General features: G+C 66.8%; 20 protein-coding genes and 1 pseudogene. 19 read left to right on the top strand and 2 right to left on the bottom strand.

What is annotated here, in order from left to right; all coding sequences use genetic code 11:
- Positions 1-45: 45 nt before the first annotated feature.
- Positions 46-633 (bottom strand): RusA family crossover junction endodeoxyribonuclease, encoded by a 588-nt coding sequence (locus ACK59H_RS13645; RefSeq protein ID WP_409264554.1) that lies wholly within the window; start codon positions 631-633, stop codon positions 46-48.
- A complete protein-coding gene (locus tag ACK59H_RS13640; RefSeq protein ID WP_409264553.1) occupies positions 630-866 on the bottom strand; it encodes a hypothetical protein in 237 nt (78 codons plus the stop codon). The genes ACK59H_RS13645 and ACK59H_RS13640 overlap by 4 nt, the downstream gene beginning before the upstream one ends.
- A 214-nt stretch (positions 867-1,080) precedes the next feature.
- Between ACK59H_RS13640 and ACK59H_RS13635 the strand changes: the two genes are divergently transcribed.
- From ACK59H_RS13635 to ACK59H_RS13545, 19 genes and pseudogenes are all read left to right on the top strand, one after another.
- Positions 1,081-1,923, top strand: coding sequence for a PD-(D/E)XK nuclease-like domain-containing protein (locus ACK59H_RS13635; protein WP_409264552.1), 843 nt, complete (start codon positions 1,081-1,083; stop codon positions 1,921-1,923).
- 18 nt (positions 1,924-1,941) lie between these two features.
- The gene (locus tag ACK59H_RS13630) at positions 1,942-3,117 is read left to right on the top strand and encodes a recombinase RecT (RefSeq protein WP_409264551.1); all 1,176 of its coding nucleotides are present in this window, start codon (positions 1,942-1,944) and stop codon (positions 3,115-3,117) included.
- A gap of 47 nt (positions 3,118-3,164) precedes the next feature.
- Complete coding sequence (locus tag ACK59H_RS13625) at positions 3,165-4,979, top strand: AAA family ATPase (RefSeq protein WP_409264550.1); 1,815 nt, start codon at positions 3,165-3,167, stop codon at positions 4,977-4,979.
- Positions 4,980-5,013: 34 nt separating this feature from the next.
- On the top strand, positions 5,014-5,502 hold the full coding sequence (locus ACK59H_RS13620) for a hypothetical protein (protein WP_409264549.1): 489 nt from the start codon (positions 5,014-5,016) through the stop codon (positions 5,500-5,502).
- Positions 5,503-5,517: 15 nt separating this feature from the next.
- Positions 5,518-6,435: pseudogene (locus ACK59H_RS13615) on the top strand (recombination-associated protein RdgC); the annotation flags it as partial.
- Positions 6,436-6,591: 156 nt separating this feature from the next.
- The gene (locus ACK59H_RS13610) at positions 6,592-6,762 is read left to right on the top strand and encodes a DNA translocase FtsK (RefSeq protein WP_409264555.1); all 171 of its coding nucleotides are present in this window, start codon (positions 6,592-6,594) and stop codon (positions 6,760-6,762) included.
- A complete protein-coding gene (locus tag ACK59H_RS13605; RefSeq protein ID WP_409264548.1) occupies positions 6,762-7,040 on the top strand; it encodes a hypothetical protein in 279 nt (92 codons plus the stop codon). Before ACK59H_RS13610 ends, ACK59H_RS13605 begins: the two co-directional genes overlap by 1 nt.
- A 317-nt stretch (positions 7,041-7,357) precedes the next feature.
- Entirely contained in the window at positions 7,358-7,672 is a 315-nt protein-coding gene (locus ACK59H_RS13600; protein WP_409264547.1) for an MW1434 family type I TA system toxin, read from the top strand.
- 2 nt (positions 7,673-7,674) lie between these two features.
- A complete protein-coding gene (locus tag ACK59H_RS13595; RefSeq protein WP_409264546.1) occupies positions 7,675-7,950 on the top strand; it encodes a hypothetical protein in 276 nt (91 codons plus the stop codon).
- 213 nt (positions 7,951-8,163) lie between these two features.
- Positions 8,164-8,655: a hypothetical protein gene (locus ACK59H_RS13590; protein WP_409264545.1), complete on the top strand. Its 492-nt coding sequence runs from the start codon at positions 8,164-8,166 to the stop codon at positions 8,653-8,655.
- A 61-nt stretch (positions 8,656-8,716) separates the two neighbouring features.
- Entirely contained in the window at positions 8,717-9,295 is a 579-nt protein-coding gene (locus ACK59H_RS13585) for a hypothetical protein (protein ID WP_409264544.1), read from the top strand.
- A 3-nt stretch (positions 9,296-9,298) separates the two neighbouring features.
- On the top strand, positions 9,299-9,679 hold the full coding sequence (locus ACK59H_RS13580; protein ID WP_409264543.1) for a hypothetical protein: 381 nt from the start codon (positions 9,299-9,301) through the stop codon (positions 9,677-9,679).
- Between the two features lie 94 nt (positions 9,680-9,773).
- On the top strand, positions 9,774-10,364 hold the full coding sequence (locus tag ACK59H_RS13575) for a hypothetical protein (RefSeq protein ID WP_409264542.1): 591 nt from the start codon (positions 9,774-9,776) through the stop codon (positions 10,362-10,364).
- A gap of 18 nt (positions 10,365-10,382) precedes the next feature.
- A complete protein-coding gene (locus tag ACK59H_RS13570; protein ID WP_409264541.1) occupies positions 10,383-10,793 on the top strand; it encodes a hypothetical protein in 411 nt (136 codons plus the stop codon).
- Complete coding sequence (locus tag ACK59H_RS13565; RefSeq protein ID WP_409264540.1) at positions 10,790-11,287, top strand: zinc-finger-containing protein; 498 nt, start codon at positions 10,790-10,792, stop codon at positions 11,285-11,287. Before ACK59H_RS13570 ends, ACK59H_RS13565 begins: the two co-directional genes overlap by 4 nt.
- A gap of 166 nt (positions 11,288-11,453) precedes the next feature.
- On the top strand, positions 11,454-12,335 hold the full coding sequence (locus ACK59H_RS13560; RefSeq protein WP_409264539.1) for a hypothetical protein: 882 nt from the start codon (positions 11,454-11,456) through the stop codon (positions 12,333-12,335).
- 10 nt (positions 12,336-12,345) lie between these two features.
- Positions 12,346-12,915 (top strand): hypothetical protein, encoded by a 570-nt coding sequence (locus tag ACK59H_RS13555; RefSeq protein WP_409264538.1) that lies wholly within the window; start codon positions 12,346-12,348, stop codon positions 12,913-12,915.
- Positions 12,912-14,585, top strand: a complete 1,674-nt coding sequence (locus ACK59H_RS13550; protein ID WP_409264537.1) for a hypothetical protein — start codon at positions 12,912-12,914, stop codon at positions 14,583-14,585. The genes ACK59H_RS13555 and ACK59H_RS13550 overlap by 4 nt, the downstream gene beginning before the upstream one ends.
- Complete coding sequence (locus tag ACK59H_RS13545) at positions 14,582-14,917, top strand: hypothetical protein (protein ID WP_409264536.1); 336 nt, start codon at positions 14,582-14,584, stop codon at positions 14,915-14,917. Before ACK59H_RS13550 ends, ACK59H_RS13545 begins: the two co-directional genes overlap by 4 nt.
- The last annotated feature ends 2 nt before the right edge of the window (positions 14,918-14,919 follow it).

Here is a 14,919-nt window from a genome sequence, read left to right as displayed (position 1 = left end):
ACGTCACGCCGTCACGTCACCGCGCGGCGTTTAACATAATCATGGTTATGCGTAGTCCAGCTCTTTGGCCGGCAGGGTGAGTGTGCTACTTAGGGCGCTCAGCAACCCGGGGCTGGGCTTGCTGGTGATGGTCGCGGGGAGCGCGGCGAGGGGTGTGACCTGGACAACCAGGCCGGGGCGCTCCTGGACATAGTAAGCCCGGACCAGCTCCTCGACAACCTGGCAGTCGTCAATCCATAGCACACCGTTGCAGCCGTCCTTGACCGCCTTGAGCACGTTGTCGCCGTCGGGCTTGGTGGTCGGGCGGATCAGGCCGCTGGTGGCCAGCGCTTTCTTCCAGGCTGGCCAGCTGGCCGGGATGGTCTTGCGGATGTCCAGCACAAGGCCGATCGGCGCCGTGCTGGGCGGGTGGTTGCGCGCGTCGGCCGCCAGCCAGGCGATCTCCTCCTCATAGCAGCGGGTCTTCTTCGGCGTGACGTGCCCGATGGCCACGCGGCCGCGCTCGTTCAGCGCCAGCTTGCCGGCCCGGTCCCGCTTTACATAGCTGCGGGCGCGTCCTTTGCCCTGGGGTGTGCCGGGCACAAAGAACGTCGTCACGCGGCTGTCCGTGACGCTCGATGGCGTTACGTTCATAAGCCCGCCTTATCGGCCTTCGCCGCTTTTGCCTTCGCCTGGCGCCTGGCCTTCGCGGCGTAGGCGCGCATCCACAGGCGGATCTTCTCGGCGGTGTCTTCGCGCACGCGCCGGCCTTCCCGGATCTGGCGAACCAGGCCGGGGTCATTGAGTGCCTCGCGGCCGATGCGGCACTCGCCCACTTCGGGGTGGGCGGCGAGGAATTTGGCGATTGAGTCTTGGATTTTTCCCATGGCTGCAAGGCTATATGCGGCCGTGCGGGCGCGCAACTCGTCGTTGTACGCCCGTTAGGAGATTTCCCACGGCAAACGCCGCCCCCTTGGCGCCAGCGTTTGAACCTCCTTTTGTTGCCTCTGACCGGACTGCAAGCCGCATATTCTTTCGTTTTGGGACTTGCAAGGGTGTAGGATTTTTCCTAACGTATGGCCATCGCAAAGGAGGTTCCTAATGTCATCATTTCAATTGCTCAACTATGACCCCGTGTCGCAATACCCGATGGGTGAAGGCATTTACCTGGGCCTCCCCGACGAGACCTATTTCTCGCACCACGCCGTGTCTAACTCCCAGCTCAAGGTTTTCTCCACCAAGTCGCCGGCGCACCTCAAATACGGCGAGCGCAACGAAACCCGCGCCCAGTCGTTCGGCAAGCTGATGCACTGCGCCATCCTGGAGCCGGAAGACTTCGAGAAGCGCTTCATGGCATCCGACGCTACCCGCGTCGGCACCAAGGAATGGGCGGCCGACGAGGCCCGGGCTGCTGGCCGCCAGGTCATCAAGCGCCCCGAGTACGAGGATGCGCTGCGCCTGCGTGACACCGTGCTGGGCCGCCCCGGGGTGCTGCGCGACCTGGTGACCCACCCGGTCTGCACCAAGGAGTTCGCTTTCTTCTGGCGCGACCCGCTGACCGGCGTCGAGTGCCGCGGCAAGGCCGACGGCGCGCTGCTCGAGCACGGCATTGGCTTCGACTTGAAGTCGTGCGAGGACGCCGGCGAGAAGTTCATGTCGTCGGTGCGCGAGTACCGCTACCACTGGCAGAACGCCTTCTACGCCGACGGCCTGGCCGCGCTCGATGCGCCGATCGAGGAGTTTCTGTTCCTGGCCATCGAGAAAACCTACCCCTACCAGTACCAGGCCTGGGTTCTGCCGCGCTGGCTGGTCGCCAAGGCCCGCGAGCGATACCAGGACACCCTTGTCGAGTACGCCAAGTGCCTACACAGCGATGTGTGGCCGGGCTACCACCAGAACATTCAAACGCTGCCCTACCCCGAGCGCTGGGCCCAGTACGAGTAACCCCCGGAGACTTTCCCTATGTCCGCTAACCCGCTGAACCAATACCGCGACACCGACAACCAGAACGCTCCGGCCCAGCGCCAGCGCCCTGCGCTCCTCGACATGCTCGACTCCGACCGGGTCAAACAGGGCATTGCCGCGGTGGTGGGCAAGCATATGTCGCCCGATCGCATGTGCCGCCTGATGGTCAACGCCGTGCACAAAACGCCGGCGCTGCTGCAGTGCGATCCGAAGACCGTCCTCGGCGCCTTCATGACGTCGGCGGCGCTGGGGCTGGAGCCCAACACCCCGCAGGGCCTGGCCTACCTGATCCCGTACAAGCGCCGGGCGAAGAAGGGCAACCAGTGGGTGGATGTGTACGACTGCCAGTTTCAGATCGGCTACAAGGGCCTCATTACCCTGGCCGGGCGGGCCGGCATCCAGATTCAGGCCGGTGCCATCCATAAAGGTGACCTTTTCGACTACATGGTCGGCTCCGACTCGTTCCTCCGGTACCGGATCAACCTGGACACCGAGCGCGGCGACCTGATCGGCGCCTTCGCCTACTCCAAGACCGACGTTGGCGAGATGGCCACCGTGCTGCCGCTGTCCGAGCTGCACAAGATCCGCAGCCGGTCGGAGACCTTCAACGCCCTGGAGCGCAACCTGCAAAGCGCCACCAGCCCGGCCGAACGCGAAAAGGCCGCTAAAAAGCTGGCCGATACGCCGTGGGTGATGTGGGAGGACGATATGGCCATCAAGTCGGCGATCAAGAAGCACGCGAAGCTGCTCCCGATGGGCAATGCCGCCCTCAGCCTGGCGGTCGAGCTGGACAGCCAGAGCGATGCCGGCGTGATCGACCTGGCCGCCGTCTCCGATGCCGACGCCGCCCTGGCCATGGTCAACGACGGCGAGATTCCCCGCGCTGCCGAGCTGATCGAGCATGAGGAGGTCGAGCAGCTGGAGGGCCTGCACGCGGTCAAGACCCAAACCCGCGAGCCTGAGCCGGTGGTGGTCCAGGAACAGCAGCAAACCCAACAGACCCAGCAGCGTCAGCAGCGCCAGCGCCAGCCGGCGGCCGAGACGCGCCAGGCTGCGCCGGTCCAGGAGCAGCGCCAGCAGGCCCAGGACCCTGAGCCCGATCCGGTCGACGACGTGCCGCCAGGCCGCCCGCTCGGTGATAACCCGCCTGAAGACCTGTTCAACGCCGAATAACCCTGTCGCGGGGCCCCGTGCCCCGCTGCCCCTGGAGGGCTGCCCAATTGAAACTGACCCAGCTGCAACTGACTAACTGGATGCCGCACCGCGCCCTGACCCTGTCCTGGGATAAGGCCCCGATCGTGCTGCTGTGCGGGCCCAATGAGATCGGCAAGTCGTCGGTCATCGAGGGCCTGGACTTCGCCTTGAGCGGCGAATGCGCCCGCCTGGAAACCAAGGGCGCCCGCAAGGCGCTGATCACCGAGGGCGAGAAGAAGGGCGCCGTTGCCCTGACCCTGGGCGACGCGGCGATCGTGCGCAACGTCGGCGACGGCAAGGCCACTCTGGCCGGTGACTTCGCCGCCGCGGCAGGCCGCCCCGAGCTGTGGCCGTTCCTGGTCAACCACCAGCACTTCTCCTCCCTGCCCCTGGACGCGCGCCGCAAGGCGCTGTTCGGCGCCCTCAACGTCTCGACGTCGGTATCCGCGGTGGCCGAGTTGCTGGTGGAGCGTGGCCACGACGCCCGCCGCGTCGACGCGCTGCTGCCGGCGATGGAGCGCGGTCTGGATGCGGCTGTGAAAGTCGCTAAAGAGCGAGTTAGCGAAGCCCGGGGCGCCTGGAAAGAGGTAACCGGCGAGGTGTACGGCTCGGCCAAGGCCCTGACCTGGACGGCGCCGGTACCGGAGCTTCCCGAGGACATTCAGGCGCAGATTGACGAGCTGCAGGCGAGGCGCGACCGCATGGCCGCCCGCCGCGAGGTGTTGATCGGCGAGCGCCACAAGGTGCGCGCCGACGAGGCCGCCGAGTCTGACCGCGAGGACAAGGCTATCCAGGCCCGCGAGGCCCTGGCGGAGCTGGGCTGCCCGCAGGGCGTCGAGTTCGGCATCTGGTTGCTCGAGCTGGACCAGTACGTGCGCAACGGCGCCGAGCTGCGCGGCAAGGCCCAGGCGGAACTCGATCGGGTGACGGCCGAGCTCCTGGCGCTGCCGGCGCCGTTCGCCCCGCCGCAAACCATGGCTTGCCCGTGCTGCGACAAGCCGCTGGTGATGAAGGGTGGCGTCCTGGTCGAGTACGTTGGCCAGCTGGAGAGCGTCGACGAATACGCCGAGGAGCGCGTGCGCTTGAAGGGCGAGATCGAGCATTTCGCCGAGAAGGTCCAAAGCCAGCAGCGGGCGATCGACGCCGCCTCGGCACGCCTGGCCAAGGCCCGCCCCCTGGTCGACCGGGTGCATGCGCACCTGGCCGCCCTGGACGAGGCCGAGGACGCCCCGCAGCCGCGCTCGGTGGAGGAAATCACCGCCGATATCTCCGCCCTCGATCAGGCCGGTACCGCCGACATGCTCAAGCGCAACGAGCTGGTGGCCAAGCAGCAGGCCGCGGCCGAAGCCGGCGAGAAAACCAAGCGGGCGCTCAAGCTGCACCAGGCCCTGGAAGCCTGGGACGCGCTGGCCACCGCCCTGGAGCCGTCGGGCGTGCCTAACGAGCTGTTGTCCAAGGCCCTCAAGCCGCTAAACGACCGCCTGCGCGTCTCCGCCGGCGCGACGGGCTGGTCGCAGGTCCAGGTCGGCGCCGATATGACCATCTACTACGGCCAGCGCCTGGCGTCCCTGGCGTCAGAGTCGGGCCGCTGGCGCGCTGACGCGATGCTCACCGAGGCGATCCTGCACCTGGCCGGCGTGCCGTCGCTGGTCCTGGACCGCGTCGACGTCCTCGATCTGCGCAGCCGATCGGCCTGCCTGCGCTGGCTGCACGGCCTGGCCACCGCCGGCGAGCTGGCCACCGCCCTGGTACTGGGCACGCTCAAAGAGCCGCCGACGCTGCCGGGCACCTATGACGTTCAGTGGCTCGGTGAGCCCGTAGCCGCAGCGGTGGGCGCGTAAGCGCCCCCTCCCCCTTTTTCCTGGAGTCTTCCCTGTGATCGTTTTCTCGCTCGTCAACCCGTCCGACCCGTACACCCTCGTCGCCCCGTCCCTCAAGGTCGCGGCGGTGGCCACCTGCGTCTTCGGCGAGGGCCGCTATGGTCTGCGCCAGTGCGATGGCCACGGCGACGCCGCCATGCCGCCGTTCATGGAGTTCGGCCATGAATCGTGGTTCCAGCGTAAATTCGGCGAATCTTTCGAGCAGGCTCTGTACGACGTACATAGTCGCCACCGCGAAGCGATGGTGCGTTGCTTGGGTTCAGTGCTGTACGGGACCCTCGCCGATCGCCTGAAAATCGGCCCCGAACTCGACCTGCTGGGCGCCGAGGAGCGTGCCCAGCGCCTGCTGGAGTGGCACGACAGCAAGCGCAGCTCGAGCAATGACATTGGCCGGCGCGCCTGGGACTACAGCAACCGCCTGGCCCTGACCCTGCAGGAGCCCGTCCCGCTCCTGGTCGACTCCCCTGCCGCCCCGGTCCACTGATAAGGAATCGCCGCTATGTTCTTCACCAACCTGCGTATGTACACCCTTACCCAGCCGCTGACGCTCAGCGCGTCGGCCCTGGAATCTGCCCTGGCCAGCAAGCCGCACCGCGAGCCGGCCTCGCAGGAAATGTCGACGGCGGGCTTCGTGCCCGCCCTGGGCGAAGGCGCCACCCTGCTGGCACACGCTGGCCAGGGCGCCTACCTGGTGGCCATGAAGATCTCCACACGCGACCTCAAGGGCTCGGTCGTCAACGAGGCCGTCAAGGCCAAGGTCAAAGCCATTGAGGCCGACCAGCAGCGCAAGGTCTACAAAAAGGAGCGCGACCAGATCAAGGACGAGCTGCTGCAGACCATGCTGCCGCGCGCCTTTGTGACCCACAAGACGACCTATGCCGTGCTCGACCTGGTGGAGCAGCGCGTCCTGGTCAACACCCAGTCGCCCGGCGCCGCTGAGGCGATCCTGTCGACGCTGCGCGAGTGCCTGGGCTCCCTGCCCGTGCGCCCGCTGACGGTGAAGATCAACCCCCAGGCGACCATGACCCATTGGCTCAAGACCCAGGAGACGCCAGAGGGCTTCTACCTGGCCGACAATTGCGAACTCGAGGAGTCGGCCGATGGCGGCGGCGTGGTCAAACTCAAGCGCATTGACCTGTCGAGCGAGGAGGTGCAGATGCACCTGGCCACCGGCAAGCTGTGCCGCAACCTGTCGCTCGCCTGGGGCGACAAACTGACCTTTGACCTGGTCGAAGATATGGGCATCCGCCGGCTATCGTTCGCCGACCTCCTCGAGGAGCAAGCGTCCGACGAGGCCGACAGCGAGGACCCGCTGTCCTACCAGGACGTGTCGTTCGTGATCATGCTGCTGACCCTGCGTGAGTTCCTGGCCGAGCTGCTGCCGGCGCTGGGCGGCGAGGAAATCCCCCAGGGCGTGTCGGTCGAGCAGCTGACGGCCGCGCCGGCCGCTGTGGGAGCGGGCGTGGACGTCACCAACCTGATCGGCCTGGCCGGTACCGGCGTCACCGCTACGCTGTCGATCCCGCCCGCTCCCACAGATACGGTCGACGAGGGCGATGGCCCTGACCCGATCATGCAGGAGGCGCGGGATTTCGTGCGGGCTGCCGGCCGTGGCTCGGTGTCGGCCATCCAGCGGCGGTTTAAGATCGGATACAACCGTGCGGCGCGGGTGGTCGAGGCCCTGGAGGCCGAAGGCATTCTGTCGCCTATGCGTTCCGACGGCTCGCGCGTGGTGCTAGCCTAATGACCGCCGCAGTCGCTATCCCCCTGCCCGCTACTGAAACCCTGGTGCTCGCCATCGAGCACCAGCGCCAGTTCCTGTTCGTTGACGAGGTGGTTGCCCGCTACCAGGGCAAATTGGCCGTGTCGACGCTGGAAAAATGGCGCACCGCCGGCAAGGGTCCGCTGTTTGCCTACCTGGGCACCGTTCCGGTCTACCCGCTCGACGCCCTGGTTTCCTGGGAAAGACAGCTCACCCTGCACGTTAAACCTGGCCAGGAAGCGGGCCGCATACCGCTGTGACCGGATTGGCCTCTGTAGCCTTTCGCCGGCCCCGTGGGTAGTCTCGCCCTCGCTGCAGACATGCGGCCTCCAACCGTAGCCATAACGGTATCGTTGCCCGTACATCACGGGGTATCCCAGGGGGGCCTGGGATACATGGCAGATGTCGCCTGATCGGCGTAACCGGTCCCGACTCACTCGGTGACGGACCTCCCTCCATCACTTAGGCGTATCGGCCTGGACCTTGGGAAAGCCAATCAGGATCACCCGCAGCTGGGTGGGTTTTTCCAGGGTCCAGACCGATGCGTAGTCCACGATCCCTTTGAAATGGAGCGCCCATGCGCCAGCCTTCTCCTCATACGCTGTCTTTCAGCCAGGCGCTTGACGCTGCCAAGGCTGGTCATACCGTTCGCCGCTCCTCCTGGGAGGTCACTGGCCTCTCGATCATCTGTCAGGTCGGCCAACATGGCTTTGGCGCTTCTGCCCCTGCTCAAATCGGCGGTATCCCTTCTAAGCACTTTCAAGACTGCGCGCCAGGTGAGCCTGTACGCCTGCCTTGCCTGCTGATGACTTCCGTCCTCGGCCCGCTCGCCGTGTGGGTCCCGACCCCTACGGATCTGTTTGCGGACGATTGGTGCATTTTGGAGGCGTGACGATGGGCTCGCAGTACCACCCTAATTCCCTGTTGTGCTCTGACAGCGCTCTGTCGCTCAAAGAGACCGACGTCGGTCCTGGCGCTCTGGCCATCCTGCAGAAGCGCGTTAACCACGCCCTGCTGGTGCTGCGCGCCGCTGCCAGTGAGTCCGGCGTGCTGGACCATGATCTTTTCTCGATCGACGGCGAGTCCGATCCGCTGACCGGCTCCGAGCTGGCTGGCTTCCGTGCCGGCGCCCGGCTGGCCCTGCAGCTGCTCGGCGAGTCGATCGCCTAAACGCTATTAAGCGAAATCGCTAATTCGCTATTTCGCTAAAAATTTTTCACCGTTGGACCGTTGAAAACTGCGACACCGAGTACTCCAGAACTTGCGGCCCGCCTAGCGCGGGTCTTTTTTTGCCCGTTGGAAATATCCCACACAAACAAGTTGCTTTGAATTAAAAGGCGAGCTTATATAGGCCCATCGAAACGAACAACGGAGCACCTGAAAATGGCCAAGAAAATCACCCTTAAGCACGCCCTGCCTTGCGGCGAAATCGCCACCCGCACCACCGCCCGCGAATACAGCCACGTCGTGATCGTGCGTGATGACCTGGTCGCCCTGCGCGCCTCCCGCGACGATATCTACCCGACCGACCTGGACAACTTCCGTTTCTACTCGAGCCAGGTGGCGGCCGGCGCCGGCAACCACTACCGGCACAACAGCGGCAGCCTCAGCGCTTACCCGGTCACCCAGGCCGACTTCGACAAGGCCCAGGCGGCGATCGGTGGCCACGCCGACGCCCAGGCCTACGCCGATGCCTGCCGCCTTGCCCGCCTGGCCAAGCATGACGAGCTGTGGGGCGACGCCACCCGTGGCCCTTGGGGGATCGTCGGCTGGTGCGGCCGCGAGGACTTGGCCACCAAGCTGGCCGCCCAGCAGCGGGGCTACAACTGCCGCGCCGACGTCCAGGTGGAAGCCGTCAACAACGGGGAGCGGTGAGGGGTTCGCCCTTTCGCCCTTTCGCTAAAACGCTAATTCGCTACCCATCGGAGCTGCCGCCATGCGTGAACTCAAAGCCCTGCTGTTCGCATCCACCAAGGAAGCCTACGACGCCACCCAAACCGGCAATGCGCCGCTGGGTAGCGTGCTGCTGATCCCGTCCGAGGGCGTGGTCGGCCTGGCCTGGACCTGGCCCGTCGCGGTCACCGTTGCCTGTGGCGAGCTGCACCAGGTCGCCGACGTCTTCCAGGCCGACAACATCATTGCCGAGGCCGCCTGGGGCAAAGCGCAGCTGGAGACGGCGCGCGACTTCGCCCTGATCGGCCACATGCCGCTGGAGGCCTGGGCGGTCAATGCGCTGATCGACCCGCTGCACTTCCCGCGCCTGGAGGCGCACCAGCCGCCCTACACCGTGCTGGCCAGCGCCACCGTCGGCAACTTCGTCAAGGTGCGCGTCGTGCTCGATGGCGACGACCTGCCGGGAGCGGAAACGCTGACCCTGGAGGTGCTGTCCGTCGACGCCGAGCGCCTGATCGGCCGCATCAGCGGCCCCACCCTTTACGCCCATGAGCACGACCTTCGCCGCGGCGATCGCGTGGTCTGTGGCCACCACAACCTGTTCCCGGCCGAGGAGGCCTGATCGATGACCATTGCCATCAACTTCAACAAGTCGGAGGCCGAGGTGGTGCGTCACCGCCTGGCCTTCCTGGCCGCCCTGGACCTGGACGGTATGCGTGAGCTGTTCGAGGAGGAGTGCGAGCTGGATTGCCTGGTGCTGCTCGAGTACGCCGGCAAGGCCGACGCCGCCCTGCGCGACCCGCTACACCGGGTCCTGGTCGATCGACCTGAGCACGTGGCCATCCTGGTCGAGGCGATCGAGGGGGCCACCGTGCACGCGGTGGCCAGCGACGAAGCCGCGGCCGGTCGCATCACCCGTATTGCCGCCGTCAACGTGCGCCACTCGCTACGCTCGGCAGGCCGCAAAGTCACGGCTGCAACGGGCTCTGCGGTTAGAGCGCCGTAGGAAATTTCCCATACTTTTTACTTGCTACGATCAAAAGGTGATCTTATAGTCACCTCACCAAACAACACCGCTCACTGCTACGGAAAAGCCCCCCATGTCGACCATCGCACGCTACGGCTACAGCCCTTCTACTGCCGGCCAAGCCCTCGTTACCTGGTGCATCAGTGCACGCAACTCCCTGATCGATCTGCTGCAAAAGCCGACTCGTCCGATCTCGGACGCTTCGGTCGATATGTGGGAGGCCTACTTCCGCAAGATCGCGGCCATCCGCGCCATGGACCACAAAGAGCTGGCGACCGCCCTGGCCGCTGCCAAAGCTGAGGCACCTACCGCCATGACCAATGCCACCCCGTCCACCGACTACCTGATCCTCAAGACCGACGGCACCGAGCAGCGCCTGTCCGCTGAGCTGCCGACCAACCCGGGCTACCGCGCCCTGTCCGACCTGATCGACCCCGTCCTGGGCGTGCTTGCCTGGGAGCAGGTCAGCGTCCTGTTCAACGGCGAGCCGTGCGATATGTTCGTCGACGAGGTCAGCGCCCTGCGTCCCGACCGCGTGCGCAACGAGCGCGCCACCGCGATCTACCGCGCTAACGCCCTCGCCCAGCGCCCGGGCACCGACCCCGAAAGCCTGCCGGCCGTCTACGGCACCGTCGTGCTGTTCACCCGTCGCGTTTGGTTCTGAGCCCCCCGGAGAGCCGCCATGTCTATCCCAACTACTGCTGAGGCGATCTTCGCCAACCTGACCCGCGGCCATGCCGTGACCGTCACCACCGCTGCCCTGGTCGTCATGCGCGTCGGCCTGGTCGACGTCGCCGGCGGCCGCCTGAGCGGCCTCAACATCGAAACCGGCGAGCCCTGCGAGTGCGTGGTGTCGCAGGTCCGCAACATCAGCACTGTGCTGCGCCGCAGCGTGGGTACCATGCGCGCCGCCGATGTGGTGGTGGGCATGGATATCCGTCTGATGACCATCCAGGGCAGCGCCGGCGCCGTGATCGACAAGGTGGTCGATGGTGACGACGTCGACCTGGAGCTGCGCATGGAAACCGGCGAGGTTGTGACCTTCCACATGGACGCCCACCGTTCGGTCGAGCGCCTGGAGGCCCGGCTGTGATCGATCCACGCGCCAACAGCAAGGGGCCGCTTGCGGCCCCAGCTCCCCTGCCGCACGTCTCTCGGCGTGCCCTGGGGCGCATCAACGACGCCCTGCCGATCCCGACCGAATGCCGCTACTGCTCCGGCCCGGTCGCCCTGGTGGACAACTCGGAAATCTACCGCGGCCGCTCCTACGGCGGCTGGCCCTTCGCCTACTGGTGCAAGGACTGCGACGCGATGGTCGGCCTTCATCCCGACACCGACCTGCCGCTGGGCACGCTGGCCAACAAAGCCCTGCGCACCGCCCGCCAGAACTGCAAGGCGCCCTTCGAGCGCATCTGGCGCGTACTGCGCCTCAAGTCGCGCAAGGGCGCCTATGCCTGGCTGGCCGAGCAGCTGCGCATTCCCGTCGAGCAGTGCCACTTCGGGCTGTTTGAGGTCGAGCAGTGCGAGCAGGCCCGCGACGCCTCGCTGCGCTTCCTGCAGGCCCAGGAGAAGGCCCATGTCGCCTAGAACGCCTAAGCCGGCGATGGTCGATCGCCAGTGCCTGCACTGCAATTCCCCGTTCCAAGCCACCGCCTCGGCCGTTCGCCGGGGTTGGGGCACCTACTGCGGTAAACCCTGCAAAGCCCGCCATGCGGCCCTATTGAAAGCGCAACCTGCCCACCTGGAGTCCCCGATGTCTAATGCCCCTGTTCTCCCAACCGACGCCGTCCAGGCGCCCGCTCCTACGGCCGCCGAGGCCCCAGCGGCCGCCCCAGGCGTCCAGATTCCGGCCCGTGGCCTCACGCTCGAGCAGCTGATGGTCGAGCGCGTTTCGGCCTACGCCGTGTCCGATCGCCCGCGCGAGCTGATCGACGAGGGCCTGGACAAGCTGTTTAAGTCGGTTGTCGATGACCTGACCCGCTCCTACGGCGACCTGGGCAAGGCCATCAAGGAAGCGCTCGCCGCCGCGATGCCGGCGGGCGTGAGCGATATCTTCGAGCTGACCCGCTATAACGCCCTGGTGGCCAACCAGCTCAAGCAGCGCTGGGAGGCCTCGGCCGTGGGTGATCAGCTGCTGCAGCAGGCCAACAAGTCGATTGATGCGGTGCTGTCGGGTGACGGCCTGGTCAAGGGCGAGGTGTCGCTGCAGGAGCTGCTCGAGGCGTTCATCGAGGACAACAAAGAACGCGCCGCCGAGGAGCGCTGGAGCGCGCCAGAGATCCGCTTCGAGGAGTCCGACACCTACGGCCCGACGCTGGTTGTCGCCTTCGACCCCGAGCCCGAGGAGTCGCATCGCGGCGGCGGCCTCCGAAGCTCCCGCCGGCGCTACGATCATGAGCTGAAACACCGGATGCAAATCCGCATCACCGACGAAACGCGCCCGGCGCCGTTCCCGCATCACCCGGTGATCCGCGTGGGTGAGGTCTATGCCGCCACCTTGGATGACAAGAAGATCGCCCTCGACATGCAGATCTACACCCCGTGGGAGAAGCAGCTGGCGGCCCTGTACTTCGGCAATGCCAAGCTGCTGATTGACTGCGACGCTGACGACTTCACCTATGGCTTCGATGACTGAGGCGCCCCTGATGAAAGAGCATGACCTGAACACCAGCGCCGGCGGCCGTGGCTTCGTGAAAGAGCTGTTCAACGAGCACCTGGGGACCCACTCCTACAACCGCTATATCGACGAGCGCCTGGCCGCCGACTTCGCCTGCGCCCTGGGCCTGTGGGCTGGCCCGGTGCTGGCCAAGGTGGCCGCCTACGAGGCGATCGACGCCATGGCCGAACCGGTGCGCGTGTCGACCTTGTATGCGGCCACCCTGGAGCGCGACGTTGTCCTGGAGCAGAACCGCCAGCTGCGTGCCGCCCTGGAGGAGGTCCTGGTAAACGCCGAGCGCGGTCTGCCGCCGGCGCTGCACCGCAAGCTGCGCGACCTGATCCCGAAGGCGCCGTCGGCGCCGGCGAACGAGGCCGAGCGCCCTGGCTTCGAGGCCTGGCACTGCGACCGCTTCAAAACCGAACACACAACCGGCGCGCCGACCCGCGATTTCGACGGGTCCCGCCATGCACCTGAATACGGCCCTCCCGCCCAGCAGTTCATGTGGGAGGCCTGGCAAGGCCGCGCGGCCAAATGCACCTGTGGGGGTGGAAAGTGAGCGAACAAGTAAAACCGGCCCTTTCTTCGGGCTACCTGACGATCGAATCGGGCGCCGACAAGCACCAGGTGGTGCTGTCCTTCCAGACCATGGAGGCCATGCACGCGGCCCATGTCGAGCTGCACGCCCTGCGCCAGCTGCCCGACGTGCCGCTGGTTTGGGCCAACCGCGAGCAGCTGCTGCTGTGCACTCGCCAGCCGCGCGAGCATGCCCCGGGCACGCTCCTGGACGGCCAGCCGCGCAACGTCGCCGGCAGCGCCCTGCGCACCGACTACTGCAACACGCCGCTGTACCCCCGCCCTGCGGCCCTGCCGGCGTCCTGGAAGCTGATCGAGCGCCACCTGGTGGCCGAGCCTGTCGCCGAGGCCGGCGCCGGCATCGTGGCCCGTTTCAAGGGCAACCCGGCGTTCGACGACCTGGCGCTGGCGCTGGCCGTGTGGGATGCCATGCTGCTGGCCTCGTCGGAGGTCACCCTGGGCGACCTGTTCCCGCTCCTCGAGGAGGAGCAGGCCGTGGAGATCGAGGAGGACGCCAACCACCGCTGCCCCGATCGGGCCCTGCAATCGGCGCTGTTCGCCTGCCTGGCCGGCGGCGCCCTGCCCCGCCGCTACGGCGGCGTGCAGATCGATGGCGGCCGCTATGCCTGGGTGACCTTCACCACCGTCGGCGCCGACGACCCAGCCCCGGAGCCGGTGAAGTGGTGGAACGGCTGCGACAGCAGTGTGCCGGCGGCCCTGCGCTTCCTGGCCAACAACGAGCGCCCGATCGGCGGCGAGAGCCGGTTTAACGCCGAGCACCTGTACCAGCTCGCCGGCGAGATCGAGCGCATGGCCAAGACCCGGCTGTATGCGGCCGCGCCCGACTTCGAGCAGCTGGTGCAGGCAAACGCGGCCCTGGTGACCCAGCGCGACCACGCCTTCGAGGTGCGCGACAACCTTTCCCGCCAGCTGCGCAGCGCCGAGGAGCGCATCCGCGAGCTGCTGCTGCCGCTTGAGGACGGCGAGCCGGTCCTGGGCTGGGTTGACCCCGAGCGCGACGAGTTCTTGAGCGTGAAGGGCCGCCAGCGGGCCGAGAGCATGGGCCACGGCGAGGGCGCCGGGCGTTTCAGCGTCCCGGTGGTGCCTGCGGCCGAGTCGGAGCGCCTGCGCGCCCTGCTGGCCGAGGCCCTGTCGGCGGTCGAGGGCGGCTGCCATGTGGCCGATCTGCCCGATCGCATGCGGGCGGCGGTCGGTGATCTGGCCGTCGACCTGGTGGCCGATGACGCGCTGGCCGCGCCGCCGGCGCCGGTCGTGCAAGGTGAGGCGCTGGCCGCTGCTGGCTTCGCCGAGCTGGACCGCCGCGGCTTCCGCGTCGGGGCTTCTGACCTGGGGATTGATGACCTGGTGGCCGTCTACCGCGCCATGCAGGCCGCCGAGGTGACGTCGCCGGCGAAGGTGAGCCCGGACGCCCTGCGCCAAGCCATGGAGAACCTGGCGGTGCGCGCCCCGTCCCAGGTGTATATGTCGGCGCCTGCCTGCAAGGGGCCGATGGTGATCCTGGGGGGCGTCTGCCTGCGTGTTCACTACTCGGGCCTCAAGTGGTACCACGACCAGCTGGTCAATGACTGCTGGGAGCCGCTGTCGGTCGACGAGTTCGACGCCCTGTTGGCCGAGGCGCTGGCGAAAGCATGAGTCGTAAAGCCCGGGGCCGGCGCGTCCAGCCCCGCGCCGTTTGGGGCCTGGTGAAACAAGGTCCCGAGGCGCCGCCGGTGATGACCGGCAACATCCAGGCGCTGGCCAAGGCGCCCAGGCGCTGGCGCGTTGACTACGAGGTCGAGCACTTCGAGGTCGACGAGGCCGGGCAACAGGCGGTGGCGGTCGATCATGACCGCTTCACCACCTACAGCCGGGTGCTGCTGCACCAGTTCCTGGTCGACGTCATCGAGCCGTACATCGATGGCGTGCTGGCCCAGTACCAGGGGCGTCTGATCGACGTCCGCTTTAAACTTGAACCAATTTTGTAGGA

This window comes from Pseudomonas sp. KCJK9000, assembly GCF_046230725.1.
In the GTDB taxonomy this organism is placed as follows: Bacteria; Pseudomonadota; Gammaproteobacteria; order Pseudomonadales; family Pseudomonadaceae; genus Aquipseudomonas; species Aquipseudomonas promysalinigenes.
Note: the sequence above shows the minus strand (reverse complement) of the source record. Positions and strands in the feature narration are given on the sequence as shown.